The organism is Cupriavidus sp. BIC8F (assembly GCF_032465815.1).
GTDB classification, from domain to species: Bacteria; Pseudomonadota; Gammaproteobacteria; order Burkholderiales; family Burkholderiaceae; genus Cupriavidus; species Cupriavidus necator.
This window is the reverse complement of the sequence record NZ_CP136095.1, coordinates 1922865-1940256: the sequence shown is the minus strand read 5'-3', so window position 1 is coordinate 1940256 and position 17392 is coordinate 1922865. Positions and strand designations below refer to the sequence as shown.

Annotated in this window: 16 protein-coding genes; 6 read left to right on the top strand and 10 right to left on the bottom strand. The window is 66.2% G+C overall.

Annotated elements, in window-relative coordinates; genetic code table 11:
- Nucleotides 1-7: 7 nt before the first annotated feature.
- Nucleotides 8-2062, bottom strand: a complete 2055-nt coding sequence (locus RS901_RS28915; RefSeq protein ID WP_316153937.1) for a LamG-like jellyroll fold domain-containing protein — start codon at nt 2060-2062, stop codon at nt 8-10.
- 207 nt (nt 2063-2269) lie between these two features.
- Nucleotides 2270-2989 (bottom strand): GntR family transcriptional regulator, encoded by a 720-nt coding sequence (locus RS901_RS28910; protein WP_316153936.1) that lies wholly within the window; start codon nt 2987-2989, stop codon nt 2270-2272.
- 180 nt (nt 2990-3169) lie between these two features.
- Between RS901_RS28910 and RS901_RS28905 the strand changes: the two genes are divergently transcribed.
- The 5 genes from RS901_RS28905 (at nt 3170) to RS901_RS28885 (ending at nt 9853) form a co-directional block, all read left to right on the top strand.
- Nucleotides 3170-4390, top strand: coding sequence for a pyridoxal-phosphate-dependent aminotransferase family protein (locus tag RS901_RS28905; RefSeq protein ID WP_316153935.1), 1221 nt, complete (start codon nt 3170-3172; stop codon nt 4388-4390).
- Nucleotides 4391-4509: 119 nt separating this feature from the next.
- Nucleotides 4510-5814, top strand: a complete 1305-nt coding sequence (locus RS901_RS28900; protein ID WP_316153934.1) for an MFS transporter — start codon at nt 4510-4512, stop codon at nt 5812-5814.
- Nucleotides 5815-5907: 93 nt separating this feature from the next.
- Nucleotides 5908-7434 carry an amidase family protein gene (locus RS901_RS28895; protein WP_316153933.1) on the top strand — a complete coding sequence of 509 codons (1527 nt, stop codon included), beginning with the start codon at nt 5908-5910 and terminating at the stop codon, nt 7432-7434.
- 107 nt (nt 7435-7541) lie between these two features.
- Nucleotides 7542-8996, top strand: coding sequence for an MFS transporter (locus RS901_RS28890; protein ID WP_316153932.1), 1455 nt, complete (start codon nt 7542-7544; stop codon nt 8994-8996).
- Nucleotides 8997-9088: 92 nt separating this feature from the next.
- Nucleotides 9089-9853 carry a fumarylacetoacetate hydrolase family protein gene (locus RS901_RS28885; protein ID WP_316153931.1) on the top strand — a complete coding sequence of 255 codons (765 nt, stop codon included), beginning with the start codon at nt 9089-9091 and terminating at the stop codon, nt 9851-9853.
- Nucleotides 9854-9878: 25 nt separating this feature from the next.
- On the opposite strand, the gene RS901_RS28880 is transcribed toward RS901_RS28885, so the two are convergent.
- From RS901_RS28880 to RS901_RS28870, 3 genes are read right to left on the bottom strand one after another with little or no spacing between them, the layout of a single operon-like run.
- Nucleotides 9879-10040 carry a DUF2474 domain-containing protein gene (locus tag RS901_RS28880; protein WP_316153930.1) on the bottom strand — a complete coding sequence of 54 codons (162 nt, stop codon included), beginning with the start codon at nt 10038-10040 and terminating at the stop codon, nt 9879-9881.
- Nucleotides 10040-11047 (bottom strand): cytochrome d ubiquinol oxidase subunit II, encoded by a 1008-nt coding sequence (cydB, locus tag RS901_RS28875; RefSeq protein ID WP_316153929.1) that lies wholly within the window; start codon nt 11045-11047, stop codon nt 10040-10042. The genes RS901_RS28880 and cydB overlap by 1 nt, the downstream gene beginning before the upstream one ends.
- Before the next feature lie 4 nt (nt 11048-11051).
- Entirely contained in the window at nt 11052-12485 is a 1434-nt protein-coding gene (locus tag RS901_RS28870; protein WP_316153928.1) for a cytochrome ubiquinol oxidase subunit I, read from the bottom strand.
- Between the two features lie 423 nt (nt 12486-12908).
- Between RS901_RS28870 and RS901_RS28865 the strand changes: the two genes are divergently transcribed.
- Complete coding sequence (locus RS901_RS28865) at nt 12909-13652, top strand: sulfite exporter TauE/SafE family protein (protein WP_316153926.1); 744 nt, start codon at nt 12909-12911, stop codon at nt 13650-13652.
- A gap of 24 nt (nt 13653-13676) precedes the next feature.
- On the opposite strand, the gene RS901_RS28860 is transcribed toward RS901_RS28865, so the two are convergent.
- The 5 genes from RS901_RS28860 to RS901_RS28840 all read right to left on the bottom strand — a co-directional run bounded on the left by RS901_RS28860 (nt 13677) and on the right by RS901_RS28840 (nt 17338).
- The gene (locus RS901_RS28860; RefSeq protein ID WP_316153925.1) at nt 13677-14771 is read right to left on the bottom strand and encodes a branched-chain amino acid aminotransferase; all 1095 of its coding nucleotides are present in this window, start codon (nt 14769-14771) and stop codon (nt 13677-13679) included.
- 387 nt (nt 14772-15158) lie between these two features.
- Complete coding sequence (locus tag RS901_RS28855) at nt 15159-15677, bottom strand: hypothetical protein (RefSeq protein WP_316153924.1); 519 nt, start codon at nt 15675-15677, stop codon at nt 15159-15161.
- Nucleotides 15674-15829, bottom strand: a complete 156-nt coding sequence (locus RS901_RS28850; protein WP_316153923.1) for a hypothetical protein — start codon at nt 15827-15829, stop codon at nt 15674-15676. The genes RS901_RS28855 and RS901_RS28850 overlap by 4 nt, the downstream gene beginning before the upstream one ends.
- 52 nt (nt 15830-15881) lie before the next feature.
- On the bottom strand, nt 15882-16028 hold the full coding sequence (locus RS901_RS28845; protein WP_013952956.1) for a DUF3096 domain-containing protein: 147 nt from the start codon (nt 16026-16028) through the stop codon (nt 15882-15884).
- A gap of 374 nt (nt 16029-16402) precedes the next feature.
- Entirely contained in the window at nt 16403-17338 is a 936-nt protein-coding gene (locus RS901_RS28840) for a LysR substrate-binding domain-containing protein (RefSeq protein ID WP_316153922.1), read from the bottom strand.
- Between the last annotated feature and the right edge of the window lie 54 nt (nt 17339-17392).

Sequence of the window (17392 nt, the reverse complement as noted above, 5' to 3'; positions counted from 1 at the left end):
GCCGGATTTATGGATTCAGCGTGGACAGCGGCTGGCGTGCGCCGGTGATGGCCTTCAGCTCGTCCAGCGACAGCACGCGCGTCCACATCGCCAGGTCGTTGAAGCCCATCACGCCCTTGAGCGCGCCGGGGTTGTTGCCCACGTAGTTGTGCGTGGCATCGTCGTTCACGCCCCAGCCGGTGCCGAGCCCGGCCAGCTTGGTAACGTCGGTGTTGGCGATTGCCTTGTTCTCGGTCTTCTGCACGCCCAGCACCGGATCGATGACATAGGCGCTGAAGCGCCTGGCTGCCGCATCGACCGACAGCGCCAGGTAGGCCCACTGGTTGGCCGACACCTTCATGCCGTTGATGTCGTCGCGCTTGCCGCTGCCGCTCCCGAGGTTGAAACGGATCTCGCAACTGCCGAACAGCGCGACGGCAATGCCGGGGTTGGCGCCCGAGATGTAGTTCTTGTTGGACAGGATGGGCTCGCCGGTGCCGTTGCCCTGGGTGCAGTCGGTGCGGAACCAGAAGCCGATGGTGAACTGCGGGCTTTGCGTGATATCGGCAGCGTTGTAAGCCAGCTTGTAGCTGTCGACACGCGAGTCCAGCTGCAGCGACTGGCCGCTGAAGTTGTCGGCAGCGAGCGTGCCGCCGTCGAGGCTTGCCACCCACGGGCCAAGCGTGGCGGCGTTCTTCGCGTCGGCGAGCGGCTTGCTGTCGAGGCTGAAGTACGTGGCCAGCCCATTGAGCAGCGTCGGCGCCAGCGTGACCGGCTTGACGTAGTGGATCTGCGCCAGGTACGACACCGGCACGTCATTGCGCACCAGCGTGTAGTTGAACTGGTACAGGCCCGTGGCCATGTTGAAGGCCTTGTCGGTGAACTGCCGCACCTCCGGTCCCAGCGAGGCGATCTGCACGCCGTCGCGCAGCACGCGGGTGACGCCGAAGGCTTCGGTCGGGTTCTGCCAGCTCAGCGTAATGGCATCGTTGTACTGGCTGATGCTGGCGCCGATGGCGCGCACGCCTGCGGTGGCGGTGGTCAGCGCCGAACCGTCCAGCCGCGTGGTGGCCGGGTCAAGCACCACGCCGGCGTGGGCCAGCACGGTGGGGACGAGATCGGCTTCGGTCGGCAGCGCGGACAGGTCCGCCGGGGTGTCCGGCGCGGCTGCGCCAGGTCTGGCCAGTGCGCCGTTGAGCGTCTTGTTGGTGGCGAGGAAGGCGGTGCGGTTCTCCACCGTCGGCACCGTGGTGGTGGCGCCGGTGGCATCCAGGCCATGACTGGTGGTGACCATCACCAGCCAGTCCTCACCCGGCTGCCCCTGGCTGCGCGCGGCGACGGCGCCGAGCAGCTCGCCCAGCGCCTTGTCGATGCCGGTGAGGGCCGTGGCATAGGCGCCGTTGCCGAAGCCGCCGTCTTCCGCCGCCTGTGCCGGCGCGCTGTATTGCGCAAACACCACGCCATAGCCGGACTGCACCTGCCGCACGGCGTTCTGCGTGACGCAGCTGTCGACCCCCGCGCAGTCAACCAGCGTATCGAGCATGCCCGCTTCCTGCTCGGCCTTGAGCAGGCCCGGCAGCGCCCCCGAACTGGTGGATGCGCCTTGCTGCAGGCCGGGTTTGCCGGCCGCGCGCAGGTAGCGGAATACGGTGGGGGCCTGCGGTGCGGTGCTGCCGGTGTCGTCTTCGATGCCGTGGCGGTTGGCCCAGGCGCCGGTCAGCACCGTGGCCCAGCTGGGCGCGTCCAGCGGCGGCTGCGCGGTGATGGTGCCGGGCATGCCGCCGGTGGCGGTGGGCACCAGGTTCAGCCGGGCCAGGTTGGGCAGCTCACGCCGCAGGAGCGCGCCCTGCACCTGGGCATAGGTGGCGCCGTCCACGCCCACCAGCAGCACGCGCGGGCCGCCGGCAGCGGCAGGCGGCGGGGTCTTGATGGTGGTGTCAGTCGGTGCGGCTGCCGGCGCGGCGTCATCGCCGCCGCCGCAGCCGGCCAGTGTTGCTGCCAGTGCGGCGATCACGGTGCCGGCCAGCACACGGCCGCGCGCCATCCCCGCCAGCCTGCCCGGTGCAAGGTTGTTCCCTGCCATCTTTCATTCCCCTGTTCATCTGCGTTGTTGTGTGCCGGCGGCAGGTGCCGCGTGGCCGATTGCGTTTGCCGCAATGCGCTCGCAGAGTAAGAACCGGGGTTGTCACCGTGGTGACAGCGGGGCAAAGAATGCTGATGGGGCTATTCGGATTCTTGAGGTAAGGGTGGCGCCAGCGTCCTAAGAACCCTTCTTCATTCTGAAACGGGTCTAAGCCTGCGGCATGCCGCCGGCATCGCCTGCCTGGATCAGCAGCACCGCGTCGCGCTTGTCCAGCAGGTGCTGGCGCAGGATGGCGGCAAGGCGCTTGCCATCGCGCGCTTCAAGCGCCTGCAGCATCTCTTCGTGGTCGCGGATGGCGCTGTCCCACTTCGGCTTCTGATAGTTGGAGCGGAAGCGCAGCGCCTGAAGCCGCCGGTTCACCGACAGATAGGTCTGGCGCAGCGCCGAATTGCGGGCCGCCAGGTTGATGCGGTCATGGATCTGGTGGTTGATGCGGTAATAGCCGGGCAGGTCGTCATTTGCCCGGCAGGCCAGCATCGCATAGTGCAGGGCCTTGATCTCGGCCAGTTCGACGGCCGTGATGCGTTCGCAGGCCAGTTCGCCGGAAAAGGCTTCCAGCCCGCTCATCAGCTCAAACGTGTCCTGGATCTCCGCCCCGGACAGGCGCGATACGGTCGCCCCGCGGTTGGGCGAGATATCGATCAGCCCCTCTGCTGCCAGCACCTTCAGGGCCTCGCGCAGGGGCGTGCGGGAGATGCCCAGGGTCTCGCACAGTTCGCGCTCATTGAGCTTCCTGCCCGGTTCCAGGGCGCCCTCGACAATGAACGTGCGCAGGTGGGCCACCACGGTGTCGTGCAAGCGTTGCCGTTCGAGCCTGGGCAGTACCGGGGCCGGCGAATCCGTGCCGGAAGTGGCGACCATTTGCATTCAAAATTCCTATCGCGTGATTGTGTTCAATTTTAGCAGACTCTTAACTGGAACTCAAAAACGCAGGTAAACCCTTGTACTGTGGGGTAAACGCTAGAGAATTTGCGCGCAATCTACCCTGTTTTTCCGTCGCTCCTCTGATAAAGTATTTTGCATTCAAAACTCAACAGGAGGAGTCAAATGCTGAATCTCAACTTCCATCCCGCCGGCCGCCACTTCCTGCAGATCCCCGGACCGAGCCCGGTTCCCGATCGCATCCTGCGCGCCATCAGCTATCCGACCATCGACCATCGCGGCCCGGAATTCGGCGCGCTGGGCCTCAAGGTGCTGGACGGCATCAGGAAGATCTTCAAGACCGAGCAGCCGGTGGTGATCTATCCGGCTTCGGGCACGGGGGCCTGGGAAGCGGCGCTGTCGAACACGCTGAGCCCTGGCGACACGGTGCTGATGTTCGAGACCGGCCACTTCGCCACGCTGTGGAAGAAGATGGCCGAGAACCTGGGCATCAAGCCCGAGTTCCTCGGCCTGCCGGGCGTGGAGGGCTGGCGCCACGGGGTGCAGGCCGACATGATCGAGGCCCGCCTGCGTGCCGACAGCGCGCATGCGATCAAGGCAGTGTGCGTGGTGCACAACGAGACCTCGACCGGCGTGACCTCGGATATCGCCGCCGTGCGCCGTGCCATCGATGCGGCCGGACACCCGGCGCTGCTGCTGGTCGACACCATTTCCGGGCTGGCCTCCGCCGATTACCGGCATGACGAGTGGGGCGTTGACGTGACCGTGTCCGGCTCGCAGAAGGGCCTGATGCTGCCGCCTGGCATCAGCTTCAATGCGGTGTCGCCCAAGGCCATCGAAGCCTCCCGCACGGCCCGGCTGCCGCGCAGCTTCTGGGGCTGGGATGAAATCATCGAGATGAACCGGACCGGCTACTGGCCCTATACCCCCAGCACGAACCTGCTCTATGGCCTGTCCGAAGCCCTCGACATGATCCTTGAGGAAGGGCTGGACAACGTCTTCGCCCGCCACCAGCGCCTGGCCGAAGCCTGCCGCCGCGCGGTCAAGGCCTGGGGCCTGGAGATCCAGTGCGCGGACCCCGCCGTCTACAGCCCGGTGCTGACCGGCGTGATGATGCCCGAGGGGATCGACGCGGACTTGGTGCGCAGGAACATCTATGACCGCTTCAACATGTCGCTCGGCGCCGGCCTGGGCAAGGTCAAGGGCCGCATGTTCCGCATCGGCCATCTGGGCGACTGCAACGACCTCACGCTGATGGCCACGCTGGCCGGCTGCGAGATGGGCCTGAAGATCTCGGGCGTTCCGCTCGCGGGCAGCGGCACCGTTGCCGCGATGGACTATCTCGCCGCGCACGCCACGCCGCTGTCGCTCAAGGCTGCCGCCTGACGAGAGCCACTGCCATCCGAGACGGGGGCGGGCGCCGCGCGTGCGCAACGCCCCCGCCGGACTGATCGCAACGGATCAGCGCAGCACTGCCGTACCTGACAAAAAACAGAGGAGACGCTGTGGATACAACCCTGCAGGCGGGAGAAAAGATCAGGACGTTCGAGGATGCGACCTATCGCAAGGTGAGCTGGAGGCTGGTGCCATTCCTGATGGTCTGCTTCCTGATCGCTTATCTCGATCGTGTCAACGTAGGTTTTGCCAAGCTCCAGATGTCGCAGCAACTGGGCTTCAGCGAAACCGTCTACGGGCTGGGAGCCGGGATTTTCTTTATCGGCTACTTCCTGTTCGAGGTGCCGAGCAACCTGGCATTGCACAAGTTTGGCGCCAAGGTGTGGATCGGCCGGATCATGATCACGTGGGGGATACTCTCCGCGTGCTTTGCGTTCGTGCAGACGCCAACCCAGTTCTACACGCTGCGCTTCCTGCTGGGGCTGGCCGAAGCCGGCTTTACGCCAGGCATCGTGTACTACCTGTCGTGCTGGTACCCGTCGCACCGGCGTGCCAAGATCATGGCCATCTACTGCATGGGTTCGCCGCTGTCCGGCATCATCGGCAATCCGCTGTCCGGCTACCTGATGGGCAGCATGGCCGGCGTGGCTGGCCTGGGCGGCTGGCAATGGATGTTCTTCATCGAGGCGGTGCCGGCGGTGCTGCTGGGGTGCTTCTGCTTCTACTACCTGGACAACTCCATTGCCAAGGCCAAATGGCTGACCAGCGCGGAGAAGCAGGTCCTTGAACTGGCCAAGTCGGAGGACGTCAAGGCGGTGGACCCGCAGGCACGCGTCGGCAAGGTGTTTACCGATCCGCGCGTCTGGCTGATCAGCCTGATCTGCTTCTGCTATGTCACGGGCCAGTACGGCATCACGCTCTGGCTGCCCACGTTCATCAGGTCGACCGGTGTCAGCGACCCGCTCCATATCGGCTTGCTGAGCGCGATACCGTATATGGCGGCCATTGTCGCGATGTACTTCTTCGGGCGCAGCGCCGACAAACATCGCGAGCGGCGCTGGCACCTGATCATCCCGTGCATGATGGGCGCGATCGGTTTCCTGGCGTTGCCCTGGGTCATGCACAACACCGCGCTGTCCCTGGTTTTCCTGTCGATCGCCGCAGCCGGCATCCTGACCTGCACGCCGCTGTTCTGGTCCCTGCCGACGGCTTTCCTCAGCGGCGCGGCGTTGGCCACGGCCATCGCCATGAGCAACTCGATCGGCAACCTTGCCGGCTTTACCAGCGGCTACATGATCGGCTATCTGCGCGACGTGACCCAGAGCGGCAACAGTGCTTACTACATGATTGCCGGGATGCTGATGCTGGGTGCGTTCTGCATCTGGACAATACCTGCCCGCCTGGTCAACCGATAGCGAGACAAAGCGGGGTGCGGCATCGTGCCGCTGCCCCGCCTGCCCATCACCTCGCAAACACTTCGCGCCCTTGCCGGCGCATGGAAGGCTCTCATGACAAACTCGTACCAACCGGTGCCGGACGGCCCGGGCCATCACGCGCCGTTCAGCGTGGTGGAAGCCACCGTCGCCAGCGCGCATGCCGCGATGCGCGACGGCAGGCTGACGGCGCGCCAGCTGGCCAGCGCATGCCTGGCGCGCATCTCGGCCTATGACCAGGATGGTCCTGCCCTGCGCAGCATCCTGCAGCGCAACCCGCAGGCGCTGGAAGAGGCCGGACGCATCGACGCCATGGCGGGGCGCAACCCGTCGCAGGCGCTGGCGCCGCTGCATGGCATCCCGGTGCTGGTCAAGGACAACATCGAATGCGGCGGCATGGAAACTACCGCCGGCGCCGCCTGCCTGCGCGGCAACCTGTCCACCGGCGATGCCTTCGTCATCCGCCGGCTGCGCGAGGCGGGCGCCATCGTCCTGGCCAAGACCAACCTGCACGAGCTTGCCTCCGGCGGCGAGACGGTCAGCACCTTGTCTGGCCAGACCCTCAATCCCTATGACCTGACGCGCACGCCCGGCGGTTCCAGCGGCGGCACCGGCGCCGGCATCGCCGCCAGCTTCGGCCTGCTTGGCATCGGTACCGACGGGGTCAATTCCATCCGCTCGCCGGCCTCGGCCAACAACCTGGTCGGCCTGCGCCCGACCATGGGCCTGATCAGCCGGGCCGGGCTGGTCCCTTGCGGGCTGACGCAGGACACCATCGGCCCGATCACCCGCACCGTTGCCGATACGGCGCTGCTGCTCGATGTCATCGCCGGCTATGACCCGGCCGACCCGGTCACCAGCCAGGGCGCGCCCCACATCCCGGCGAGCTATGCCGCAAGCCTTGACCGCGACGGACTCAGGGGCGCGCGCATCGGCGTGCTGCGCCATTTCTTCGGCGACCAGGATGTGCACCGTCCCGTCAACACCGTGATGCAGGCAGCGCTGGCCACCATCGCGGCACAAGGCGCCGAGCTGGTCGCCCTTGACGACGCCATCGGCCCGGACGAGCTGCTCGCGTCCACGCTTGTGCACCACTACGAGATGGAGCGCGATCTCGATGCCTACCTGGCGGGGCTGCCCCCCGGCGTCCCGGTGCGATCGATGCAGGACATCATCACTGCCGGTTCTGTCCATCCAAGCGTGGCGGGAACCCTCGCCACCGCGGCAGCGCTGAGCGGGCGGGAAGGGGAGTACCGCGAACGCCTGCAGCGCCAGCAGGCATTGCGCCAGCGGCTGCAGGACCTGATGGCGCGGCATCGGCTTGACGCGCTGGCATTTCCGCACCAGCGGCGCCTGGTGGTGCCGGTCGGCGAGACCCAGGCAGAGCGCAATGGCGTGCTCGCGTCGGCCACCGGCTTTCCGGCCATCGTGATTCCGGCCGGATTTTCGGCGCCGGACGGCAATGCCCCCCTGGGTGTGCCGGTCGGGCTGGAGTTCTTTGGCCTGCCTTTCACCGAACCCGTGCTGATACGGCTGGCCTATGCGGCCGAGCAGGCCTTGCGGGCCCGCCGGCCGCCGCACTCGACGCCCGCGCTGGAATAGGCGCGCGCCGGAACGAAGTTTTATCGCTGCTCTACAAACGCCCCGGACACGGCGGCGACAAGGTCGCGGACATAGCGCGGCAACCTCGAAACGAGGAGGAGACAAAGATGGGCGCAGAAACTGTAGTTCAATCGCCGAATTCCCCACAGCAGCATGAGCTCGACCGGGCCATGGATGGCATCGGGGTAACGGCATCGCACAAGAAGATCATCTTCATGATCATGCTCGGGGTGATGTTCGATGTCTTCGAACAGAACGCCGTCGGCCTGATCGGCCCCATGCTGCGCGAGCAGTGGGGTATCTCGGTGGCGGAGATCGGCTTTCTCAATACGCTGACCTTCAGTGCCGCCGCGCTGGGACGCATCGGCTCCGGCTATATCGCGGACCGCTACGGCAGGCGCACGATGCTGAGCGCCAACCTGCTGCTGTTCACGCTGGGCGCCATCATCTGCGCGCTGGCACCGAACTATGGTGTGCTGGCGGCGGGCCGCTTTATCGTCGGCATCGGCCTGGGCGGGGAAATCTCGATCGCCGTGACCATGCTGGCCGAGCTGTGCTCGACGCGCTTCCGCGGTACCGCGGTGGGCCTGGTCAGCGTGGGCAGCGGCGGCCTGGGCAATATGCTGGCGCCGGCCTTCGGCCTGGCGGTATTCGCCATGTTCCCGGGTCCGGACAGCTGGCGCTGGCTGTTTGCCTGCCTGGTGCTGCCGGCATTCTTCGTCGTGTTCTACCGGCGCTTTATTCCGGAGACGCCGCGCTTCCTGCTGTCCAAGGGGCGCGTGGACGAGGCCAACCGGGTGCTGTCGGTGCTCGCATCCGGGCGCCTGGGCAAGCTCGACGGCGAGCCGACGCCCTATATCAAGGCCGCGCTCCAGGACGAGGCGCCGCGCACCAGGGTGCGCCTGAGCGACATCTTCAAGGGCCGCCTGGGACGGCGCACGATCGCGCTGGGGATTGCGGTGTCCATGACGTACGGCGCGCAGATCTCGGTGCTGACGCTGATGCCGACCATCCTGATGTCGCAGGGCTACACCATCTCCAAGAGCTTTCTCTTCACCATGGTGATGCAGAGCGGCAGCCTGTTCGGCGCGCTCGCGGCGTCGTACTGCGGCTATCACTTTCCGCGCAAGCGGGTGCTGACGATAGGCGCGGGGCTGGCCTGCGCAGCCGGGTTGTGCTTCGGCTTCCTGACGTATAACGTGGGCCTGGTGCTGCTGTTTGGCGCGGCCTTCACGTTCTGCGTGGTGTTGCTGAACACGTCGATCTGGATCTTCGCGCCGGAGCAGTATCCCACCCACGTGCGCGCGTTCGGCACCTCGCTGATCCTGGCGCTCGGCACCCTGGCCGGGGCGCTGACGCCGCTGGTCAGCGGGCGCGTGTTCGAAACCTACGGCGTTGGCGGCATGTTCAGCATGCTCGCGGCGATGTACGCAGTGTTTGCGCTGGCCGTGCAGTTCGCGCCGGAAACCTTCGGCCGCGCCATGGGCGAGACCGCCGCCGACGACAACGACGAAGCCGGGCCTGCGGTCAGTGGCACCGCGGCCGGAGCCAGCGGTTCCTGAGACCGGCCCGCCCCCGGCAGCGTGCTGCGCGCGCTTGCCGGGAGCGGGATGCCAGGCAATATTCATCCCTCATTCAAGGAAATACCCAAGGCATGACATCTTCCAATATCGATCGGGTCGCGCAGGCCCTGCTCAGCGCGCGTAGCGAACAGGGCTGCGCCGATGCAGGGCAATTTGCCACCGTGCTTGAGAATGCGGAACAGGCCTACGCCGTACAGTCGGCCGTGGCCCGCGCGCTTGGCTGGCAAGTGTCAGGCGCCGGCTACTGGAAATCCGGCGGCGCCTCGCGCGAGGCGGTGCTGACGCATGCCCAACTGCCGCCGGCCGGGGTCTGGACCAGCCCCGCGCATGCCGGCGACTGGCCTTTCTCATGGCGCGGCATCGAGGCGGAGATTGCGTTGCGGCTGGGGCAGGGCGTTGACGCCGCGCAGGCTGCCGCCCTCGACTACGCCGGCGCGGCCGGGCTGGTCGATGCGATGGCGGTGTCGATTGAAGTCGTCGATTCGCGCTGGCGGCAGTATCTCGCCACGCCCGCGCTGCTGAAGCTGGCCGACCTGCAGTCCCACGGCGCCCTGGTGCTTGGCGAATGGCGTGACTATGCGGCGCGGGACTGGGCGGCACAGCATTGCCGGGTGCGGATCGGCACGCAAACGACCGAGCGCCGCGGCACCCACGCGCTGGGCGATCCGGCCTATGGGCTGGTCGCCTGGCTGCGCCACGCCACGCGCGACGGGCGACGCGTAGAGGCCGGCACGGTCGTCACTACCGGCACCTGGGTCGGCATCCTGGATGCATCGGCTGGCGACCTGGTGACTGCGGAGTTCGATGGCATCGGCGAGGCCTCGGTCCAGCTCTGAGGTCAACTGACCGGAGCATGGGGCGTCAGCTGCGCAAGCCGACGCCCTGCATGATGATCCGCAGCACCCACGCGGCCACGCCCAGTGCCGCCACGCTGGCGGCCCAGATCAGCACCAGCCAGCCGATGCGGCGCAGCCAGATGCCGCCGCCCGTCCCTGTCCTCTGGCGCTGTGCATCCGTTTCCATCAGTGGTAGCCCTCGCCGTGGCGCACCTTGCCGCGGAACACGTAGTAGGCCCACACCGTGTACATCAGGATGAAGGGAATGATGAACAGCGCCCCCACCAGCGCAAAGCCCTGGCTTTGCGGCGGTGCGGCGGCGTCCCAGATCGAGATTCCCGGCGGGATGATATTGGGCCAGACGCTGATCGCCAGCCCGCTGTAGCCCAGGAACACCAGCCCCAGCGCGTACATGAACGGCGAGATATCGGGCTCGTGACGCAGCGCGCGCATCAGCATGAACATGCACAGCGCCACCAGGATCGGCACCGGCGAGAACCAGAACAGGTTGGGCAGGCTGAACCAGCGCTCGGCAATTTCGGGATGCGTCAGCGGCGTCCACAGGCTGATCACGGCGATCACCGCCAGCAGCAGCCACGCCAGCGTGCCGGTCAGCTTGATCATGCGCTGCTGCAAGTTGCCCTCGGTCTTCATGATCAGCCAGGTGCTGCCCAGCACCGTGTAGGCCACCATCAGGCCCACGCCGCAGAACAGCGGGAAGGGCGTGAGCCAGTCCAGTGGGCCGCCGGCAAAGCGGTGGCCCTCCAGCTTGATGCCGTCGATATAGGCGCCCAGCGCAACGCCCTGGAAGAACGTGGCCGTGGCCGAGCCCAGGATGAAGGAGGCGTCCCACACCGGGCGTTCGCGGTCGTTGGCCTTGAAGCGGAACTCGAACGCCACGCCGCGGAAGATCAGGCCCAGCAGCATCAGCATCAGCGGCAGGTAGAGCGCGCTCAGCACCACCGAATACGCCAGCGGGAATGCCGCCAGCAGCCCGGCGCCGCCCAGCACCAGCCAGGTCTCGTTGCCGTCCCAGACCGGCGCCACCGTGTTCATCATGACATCGCGGTCATGCCGGTCCGGCACGAACGGGTAAAGCATGCCGATGCCCAGGTCGAAGCCGTCCATCACCACGTACATCATCACGCCGAAAAAGATGATGACAATCCAGAGAAGCGAGAGGTCGATGCCCATGGTGTCAGCTCCGGGTGCGTGCAGTGGTGGCGGGGGCGAGCGCTTCGTCGTCATCCACCGCTGACAATGGCCGTGCCGGCGTATGCTCGCGTCCGGGGCCGCCTTCCGGCTTGGTTTCTTCCAGCGCCGGACCCTTGCGTACCAGCCGCATCATATAGGCGATGCCCACGCCGAACACGAAGAAGTACGCCACCACGAAGATCGCCAGCGTCGCCGCCAGCTCGGGCACGCCGTGCGGCGACACCGCGTCGGCGGTGCGCTGCAGCCCGTAGACCACCCACGGCTGGCGCCCGACCTCGGTGGTGAACCAGCCGGCCAGGATGGCGATCAGGCCGGTGGGCCCCATCCACAGCGCCATATGCAGGAAGCCGCGCGAGCGGTACATGCGCTCGCCCCTGCGCAGCAGCAGGCTCCACACGCCCAGCAGGATCATCAGCAGCCCCAGCCCCACCATCACGCGGAACGACCAGAACAGAATGGTGGAATTGGGCCGGTCCTGCGGCGCGAACTCCTTCAGGCCCTTGATCTGCCCGTCCCAGGTATGGGTCAGGATCAGGCTGCCCAGGCGCGGCACCTCGACCGCGAAGCGTGTCTCTTCGCGCGCCATGTCGGGCCAGCCGAACAGCAGCAGCGGCAGGCCTTCATTGCCCTTGTTCTCCCAGTGGCCTTCCAGCGCGGCGATCTTGGCGGGCTGGTGCTTGAGTGTGTTCAGGCCGTGCATGTCGCCGATCACGGCCTGGATCGGCGCGACGATCAGCAGCATCCACATCGCCATCGACAGCATCTTGCGGATGGCGGGGTTGTCGCGCCCGCGCAGCAGGTGCCAGGCAGCGGACGCGCCGACGAACAGCGCCGTGGCCAGGAACGCCGCCACGCTCATATGCGCCAGGCGGTAGGGGAACGACGGGTTGAAAATGACTTCGAACCAGTTGGTCGGCACCACGCGGCCGTTGATGATCTCGAAGCCCGCCGGCGTCTGCATCCAGCTGTTGGATGCCAGGATCCAGGTGGCGGAGATCAGCGTGCCGAGCGCCACCATCACCGTGGCAAGGAAATGCAGCCCCGGCCCGACGCGGTTCCAGCCGAACAGCATCACGCCCAGGAAGCCCGCCTCCAGGAAGAAGGCGGTCAGCACCTCATAGGTCAGCAATGGCCCGGTGATGCTGCCCGCGAACTCCGAGAAGAAGCTCCAGTTGGTGCCGAACTGGTAGGCCATCACCAGCCCGGACACCACCCCCATGCCGAAATTGACGGCAAAGATCTTGGACCAGAAGTGGTAGAGGTCGCGGTAATGCGTGCGCTGCGTGCGCAGCCAGCAGCCTTCCAGCACTGCCAGGTAGGCGGCCAGGCCGATGGTGATCGCCGGGAAAATGATGTGGAAGGAAATCGTGAACGCAAACTGCGTGCGGGCGAGGTCTAGGGCGGTCAAACCAAACATGTTGTTCTCCGTGGCGCTGGCCTGGCGCACGCCTGTGACGGGCGCGGCACTGCCGTCTGGCAGGCCGGGCTGGTCGGCAGGGCGCGCCGGGGCGCGGGCCGTAGGCGCGTGCGGTAAAGCGTAGTGTACGCCGCGCGCTTAGCAAACGGCACTGTTGCTGCCGGCGGCGTACGGGTGACATATCGCCGCACCCGGTGCCGCCGGCGCCGCTTCACGCGGCCCGGTGCCCTTGTTGATGGCGACCATGCTAACGGAGCCGGGATGAACAGAACAGCATCACCTCATTGAAAAATTATCGTATCAGTTTTGCGCGGCGCAGCAGAGGCAGCGGCTGACAAGGAGGATAAAGAAGTGCATAGTCATGCGCTTCCCAGAAGCCTTTGAACATCGCGTCCGCCACTGCCTGACGCGGCCCCGCCCGCCATGGATTCCACCTTGCTGATCGTGATCGCCGGCGCCGCCGTTGCCGGCTTTGTCCAGGGGCTGTCGGGCTTTGCCTTCGGCATGGTGGCAATGTCGTTCTGGGCCTGGGCGATCGAGCCGCGGCTGGCCGCGGCCATGACCGTGTTCGGCGCGCTCACCGGCCAGCTGCTGGCGGCAGCGTCGGTACGCCGCGGGCTGTCGTGGCGGCGCCTGTGGCCGTTCGTGGCCGGCGGCATGATTGGCATTCCGCTGGGCGTGGCGATCCTGCCGGTGCTCGATGCGCAGTGGTTCAAGGCCGTGCTCGGCGCCTTCCTGACGCTGTGGTGCCCGGTGATGCTGATGGCGCGCCGGCTGCCGCATATCGGCGTGGGCGGGCGCGTGGCCGATGGCGTGGCCGGCGCGGCCGGCGGCGTGATGGGCGGCATCGGCGGCTTTACCGGCGTGATCCCCACGCTGTGGTGCACGCTGCGCGGCTTTGACAAGGACGAGCAGCGCGCCGTGATCCAGAACTTCAACCTCGCCACCCTGGCCATGACGATGGCCGCCTATGTGGGCGAGGGCATCGTCACGCGTGAGATGCTGCCGATGTTCCTGGTGGTGGCTCCCGCGATGCTGGTGCCCACGCTGCTGGGCACGCGGCTCTACCTCGGCATCAGCGAGGCCACGTTCCGCAAGATCGTGCTGATCCTGCTGACGGCATCAGGCGTGGCGCTGCTGGCGTCATCGTTGCCGGAACTGCTGTAGCCTGCTGCCGGGAGCCAGCGGGTCTCAGGCGATGTGGTGCACCCACCCGAACGAGTCCGCCACCTTGCCGCGCTGGATGCCGGTCAGCAGGGTGCGCAGGCGCTGCGTAACGTCGCGTTCGGCGCCGTTGCCGATGGTGAACTCGCCACCGGCATGGCGCACCTGGCCGATCGCGGTGACTACCGCAGCCGTGCCGCAGGCAAAGGTTTCCCTGACGCGGCCGCTGGCGGCATCGGCACGCCAGGCCTCGAACGCGTAGGGGGCCTCGGTCACCGTCATGCCCTCATGCCGCGCCAGCTGGATGATCGACGCGCGCGTGATGCCCGGCAGGATGGTGCCGGCCAGCGGCGGCGTCAGCAGCGAGCCGTCGTCCATCACGAAGAACACGTTCATCCCGCCCAGTTCCTCGATCCAGCGATGCTCCGCGGCGTCGAGGAATACGACCTGGTCGCAGCCATTTGCCGACGCCTCGGTCTGGGCGATCAGGCTGGCGGCATAGTTGCCGCCGCACTTGGCTGCGCCCGTGCCGCCAGAGGCGGCGCGCGTGTACTGGTCAGACACCCAGACCGTCACCGCCGACTTTCCGCCCTTGAAGTACGCGCCGACCGGGCATGCGATCACGCAGAAAATATACTCAGCCGCCGCACGCACGCCCAGGAAGCTTTCCGCGGCGAACATGAACGGGCGCAGGTACAGGCTGCCGTCACCGCCCGGGATCCAGTCCCGGTCGATGTCAACCAGGGCCCCGACGGCCTGCAGGAACACGTCTTCCGGAAGGTCGGCCATCGACATGCGGGCGGCCGAGGCGCGGAAACGCTTGGCATTTTCTCCGGGGCGGAACAGCGAGATCTTTCCGTCGGCGCCACGGTAGGCCTTCATGCCTTCGAAGATCTCCTGGGCGTAGTGCAGCACGGCGCAGGCCGGGTCGAGCTGGAACGGACGGCGCGCTTCCACCTTGGCGTCATGCCAGCCGCGGCCTTCGGTCCAGCGGATCGTCACCATGTGGTCCGTGAAGACGCGTCCGAAGACGGGATCGACCAGGCTGGCAGCGATCTGTTCGGCCGGCGTGGGGTTGGAGTGACGCTCCACGGTGAACTTCAGTTGGTTGTCAGTGCTCATGTTTCAGTGTCATAGGATGGTTTTCGCACCGACGATGCTCTCGGCCTGGATACAGCTTGCTGTGGCGGGTTTTCCGCCAGCACAGGCCGTGGATTATACCTCGGTGCACGACGCAAACCACCCCGGTTGTCTTTCGCCTGGCTCCTGGCCGGCTCCTGGAATCCGGGACTCTAAGGACTGCCATATGCCAGAGCAAGCTGACCAGGGCGCGTCGCCGAAGCCGCGCAGGCCCAGACCGGCGACTCCACGGTCGATGTTAGCCATGCTTCATCTCTAAGCCTGCCAGCAGAATGAGCAGGGCGCGTGCGTTGCAAGAGTACAGGCGCCTTAATGCGGTTCAGTACTGTTATAGACGCCGGCGACGACGAATGCGGTGAGCCTGAGGACTCAATGCTCGAGGTTGCTGCTGGACTCTCGGCGCTCCTCGGCATACTCCTGGCAGCCCTCAACAAAGGCTTGGGAGTCACCGGTGCAATCGTCCGGATCGGAGATATCGTTGTCAGCCGCCCAGTAGTAGCCCGCTTCATGTCCTGTGCAGTCCCGGGTGCAGCGGGAGCCTAAGAACCGTTCGCCGCCGGCATCGCCTTGCGTCGGACGGGGCACCTGAGCTTCGAACCGGCGCGTCATTTCATCGACGGTGTCACCTTGGTCGGCCGCAATGGTGGGCAGGAACTGGTCCCGGTAGATTTCCCAGATAAGACCTTGTTCTTCTGGAGTGGCCTCGTCAAAGCCAGCCTTGGCTTTGAACTCATTCCACTTAAGGACGGCAGGGGAAGGTGCCTCGGCGGATGAGGCTGGCGCCGCTGAGGAGGCAGACTCTGTTGCGCCGGATCGCGCTGGATCAGCGGGCCGGTGGTCACACGCAACGAGGCAAATCAGACTCGCGGCTACCAGCCTGCGCTTCATGCCTGTTCGCGACGCTTTGATTGCTCAGGATGCAGGCCGGTGAACTCCATCAGCTTATTGCTTGGACCAGTAAGCTGCCAATTGCTCGGGTCATGGATATCCTGCGCATCGCCAAGCAGCAGAAGCGCGGCGATTTCATGCGGGGTTCGCATGTCGGTCCTTTGTCGTGGAGGTGGAAAAACGAAGCAGGACACCGTGTCCACATCAGCGCAGATGTCCGCCAAACAGTCCGAGCAGGCCGATGACGATAAGGTAAATGGCGACGATGTAGTTAAGCAGCCGCGGCATGACAAGAATCAGGATCCCAGCGATCAGGGAAATGAGAGGGCCAGCGCTGGTGATGATATTCACGATGACTCCATGTATTGGCGTGATCGGAGGGTAATTCCGCCGGTGGCTACGGGCGCTTGCTTATTTGTCAATAATTCAGCGTAGGCCAGCGTGTGTGGGATTGCAATATGACAGCATACGAAGGAAGCGCCAGGCGGGCGCGTTGGTGGCCAGTCTTCTTGCCCGCGGTCTTGACGTCATTCTTTAACTCGCGTGCACACTCAGCGAGCGCCATCCCTTCATGCACTGGGCTGCCCCTCCAGCGTTGCGTCGGCTGGAAAGCCTAAGCTGGGGTCTGGCTGCCGAGGCTAGTCCCGATGAGCCAAACTCCTCGGCAAGCTCGAGGAGTTCATCATATCTACCTGGATAACAACCGGCTGGGCGCGCCGAGGACGCTAGGCGCGCGCCGCAGCGGCTTCCCGCAGGCACGCCACCAGTTGGTCGGTGCCGATCGACGGTGCGCGCTCGCGCAGCGTGATGATGCCCACCGGCGGCAGGTCGACCGGCACCTCCATCTTCAGCACTTGCAGCCTGCCTTCCTCCTGCAGCGACAAGGCGACCGACTCGGCCATGAAGCCGGCCGCCCCGCGCTGGCCGACAAAGGTGGCCTGGGCCAGGTAGGACGAGGTCTCGATGACATCCTGCGGCGGGTGCAGGCCGTGGCGATAGAACGCTTGTTCGATCTTCACGCGCAGCGATGCCCACGGCGGCGGCAGCACGCACGGCATCGCGGCCAGGTCGGCCCAGCCGGGGCGCGCCTTGCGTGCCAGCTTGTGGCCACGCCGGACCACTATCACCATGGGCTCTTCGTAGAGCGCTTCGGTGAGCAGGTCCGGCGCGGCATAGCCCGGCTCCAACCGGCCCACGATCAGGTCCAGTTCACGCAGCCGCAGCTTGGGCAGCAGGTGGGTCAGGTCGCCTTCCTCCACCAGCACGGTGGCACGCGCGTGGCGCTCCTTGAGCGTTCCCACAGCCTGCGCCAGCAGCACCGGCAGCGCCGCGCCCATCGAGCCCACGCGGATGCGTCCGGAGGCGCCGCTCTGCACCGCGGCGATCTCGTCGCGGGTCTGCTCGTACTGGGCCAGCACCGAGCGCGCAAAGCGCACCAGCGATTCACCGGCGGGGGTGGGCTCGGTGCCGCGGGTGGAGCGCGTAAACAGCGACAGACCCAGCATCTTTTCGACTTCGGTGAGCACCTTGGACACCGCCGGCTGGCTCACGGACAGGAACTCCGCCGTGCGGCCGAGGTGGCGGAACTCATCCAGCGCCACCAGCAGTTGCAGGTGGCGCAGCTTGATATTGGAGCGCAGCGCGCGATCGATCTGGACCATGCCCGCCAGTCTATCTAACCTTAAGGTTATGAAGCAATGCCGCTCTTTGATTGG

What these genes read in the sequence shown, in the direction of transcription:
- RS901_RS28915 (WP_316153937.1), bottom strand. Translation starts at nt 2,062, where the DNA reads ATGGCAGGGAACAACCTTGCACCGGGCAGGCTGGCGGGGATGGCGCGC.
- RS901_RS28910 (WP_316153936.1), bottom strand. Translation starts at nt 2,989, where the DNA reads ATGCAAATGGTCGCCACTTCCGGCACGGATTCGCCGGCCCCGGTACTG.
- RS901_RS28905 (WP_316153935.1), top strand. Translation starts at nt 3,170, where the DNA reads ATGCTGAATCTCAACTTCCATCCCGCCGGCCGCCACTTCCTGCAGATC.
- RS901_RS28895 (WP_316153933.1), top strand. Translation starts at nt 5,908, where the DNA reads ATGACAAACTCGTACCAACCGGTGCCGGACGGCCCGGGCCATCACGCG.
- RS901_RS28890 (WP_316153932.1), top strand. Translation starts at nt 7,542, where the DNA reads ATGGGCGCAGAAACTGTAGTTCAATCGCCGAATTCCCCACAGCAGCAT.
- RS901_RS28885 (WP_316153931.1), top strand. Translation starts at nt 9,089, where the DNA reads ATGACATCTTCCAATATCGATCGGGTCGCGCAGGCCCTGCTCAGCGCG.
- RS901_RS28880 (WP_316153930.1), bottom strand. Translation starts at nt 10,040, where the DNA reads ATGGAAACGGATGCACAGCGCCAGAGGACAGGGACGGGCGGCGGCATC.
- cydB (WP_316153929.1), bottom strand. Translation starts at nt 11,047, where the DNA reads ATGGGCATCGACCTCTCGCTTCTCTGGATTGTCATCATCTTTTTCGGC.
- RS901_RS28870 (WP_316153928.1), bottom strand. Translation starts at nt 12,485, where the DNA reads ATGTTTGGTTTGACCGCCCTAGACCTCGCCCGCACGCAGTTTGCGTTC.
- RS901_RS28865 (WP_316153926.1), top strand. Translation starts at nt 12,909, where the DNA reads ATGGATTCCACCTTGCTGATCGTGATCGCCGGCGCCGCCGTTGCCGGC.
- RS901_RS28860 (WP_316153925.1), bottom strand. Translation starts at nt 14,771, where the DNA reads ATGAGCACTGACAACCAACTGAAGTTCACCGTGGAGCGTCACTCCAAC.
- RS901_RS28855 (WP_316153924.1), bottom strand. Translation starts at nt 15,677, where the DNA reads ATGAAGCGCAGGCTGGTAGCCGCGAGTCTGATTTGCCTCGTTGCGTGT.
- RS901_RS28850 (WP_316153923.1), bottom strand. Translation starts at nt 15,829, where the DNA reads ATGCGAACCCCGCATGAAATCGCCGCGCTTCTGCTGCTTGGCGATGCG.
- RS901_RS28840 (WP_316153922.1), bottom strand. Translation starts at nt 17,338, where the DNA reads ATGGTCCAGATCGATCGCGCGCTGCGCTCCAATATCAAGCTGCGCCAC.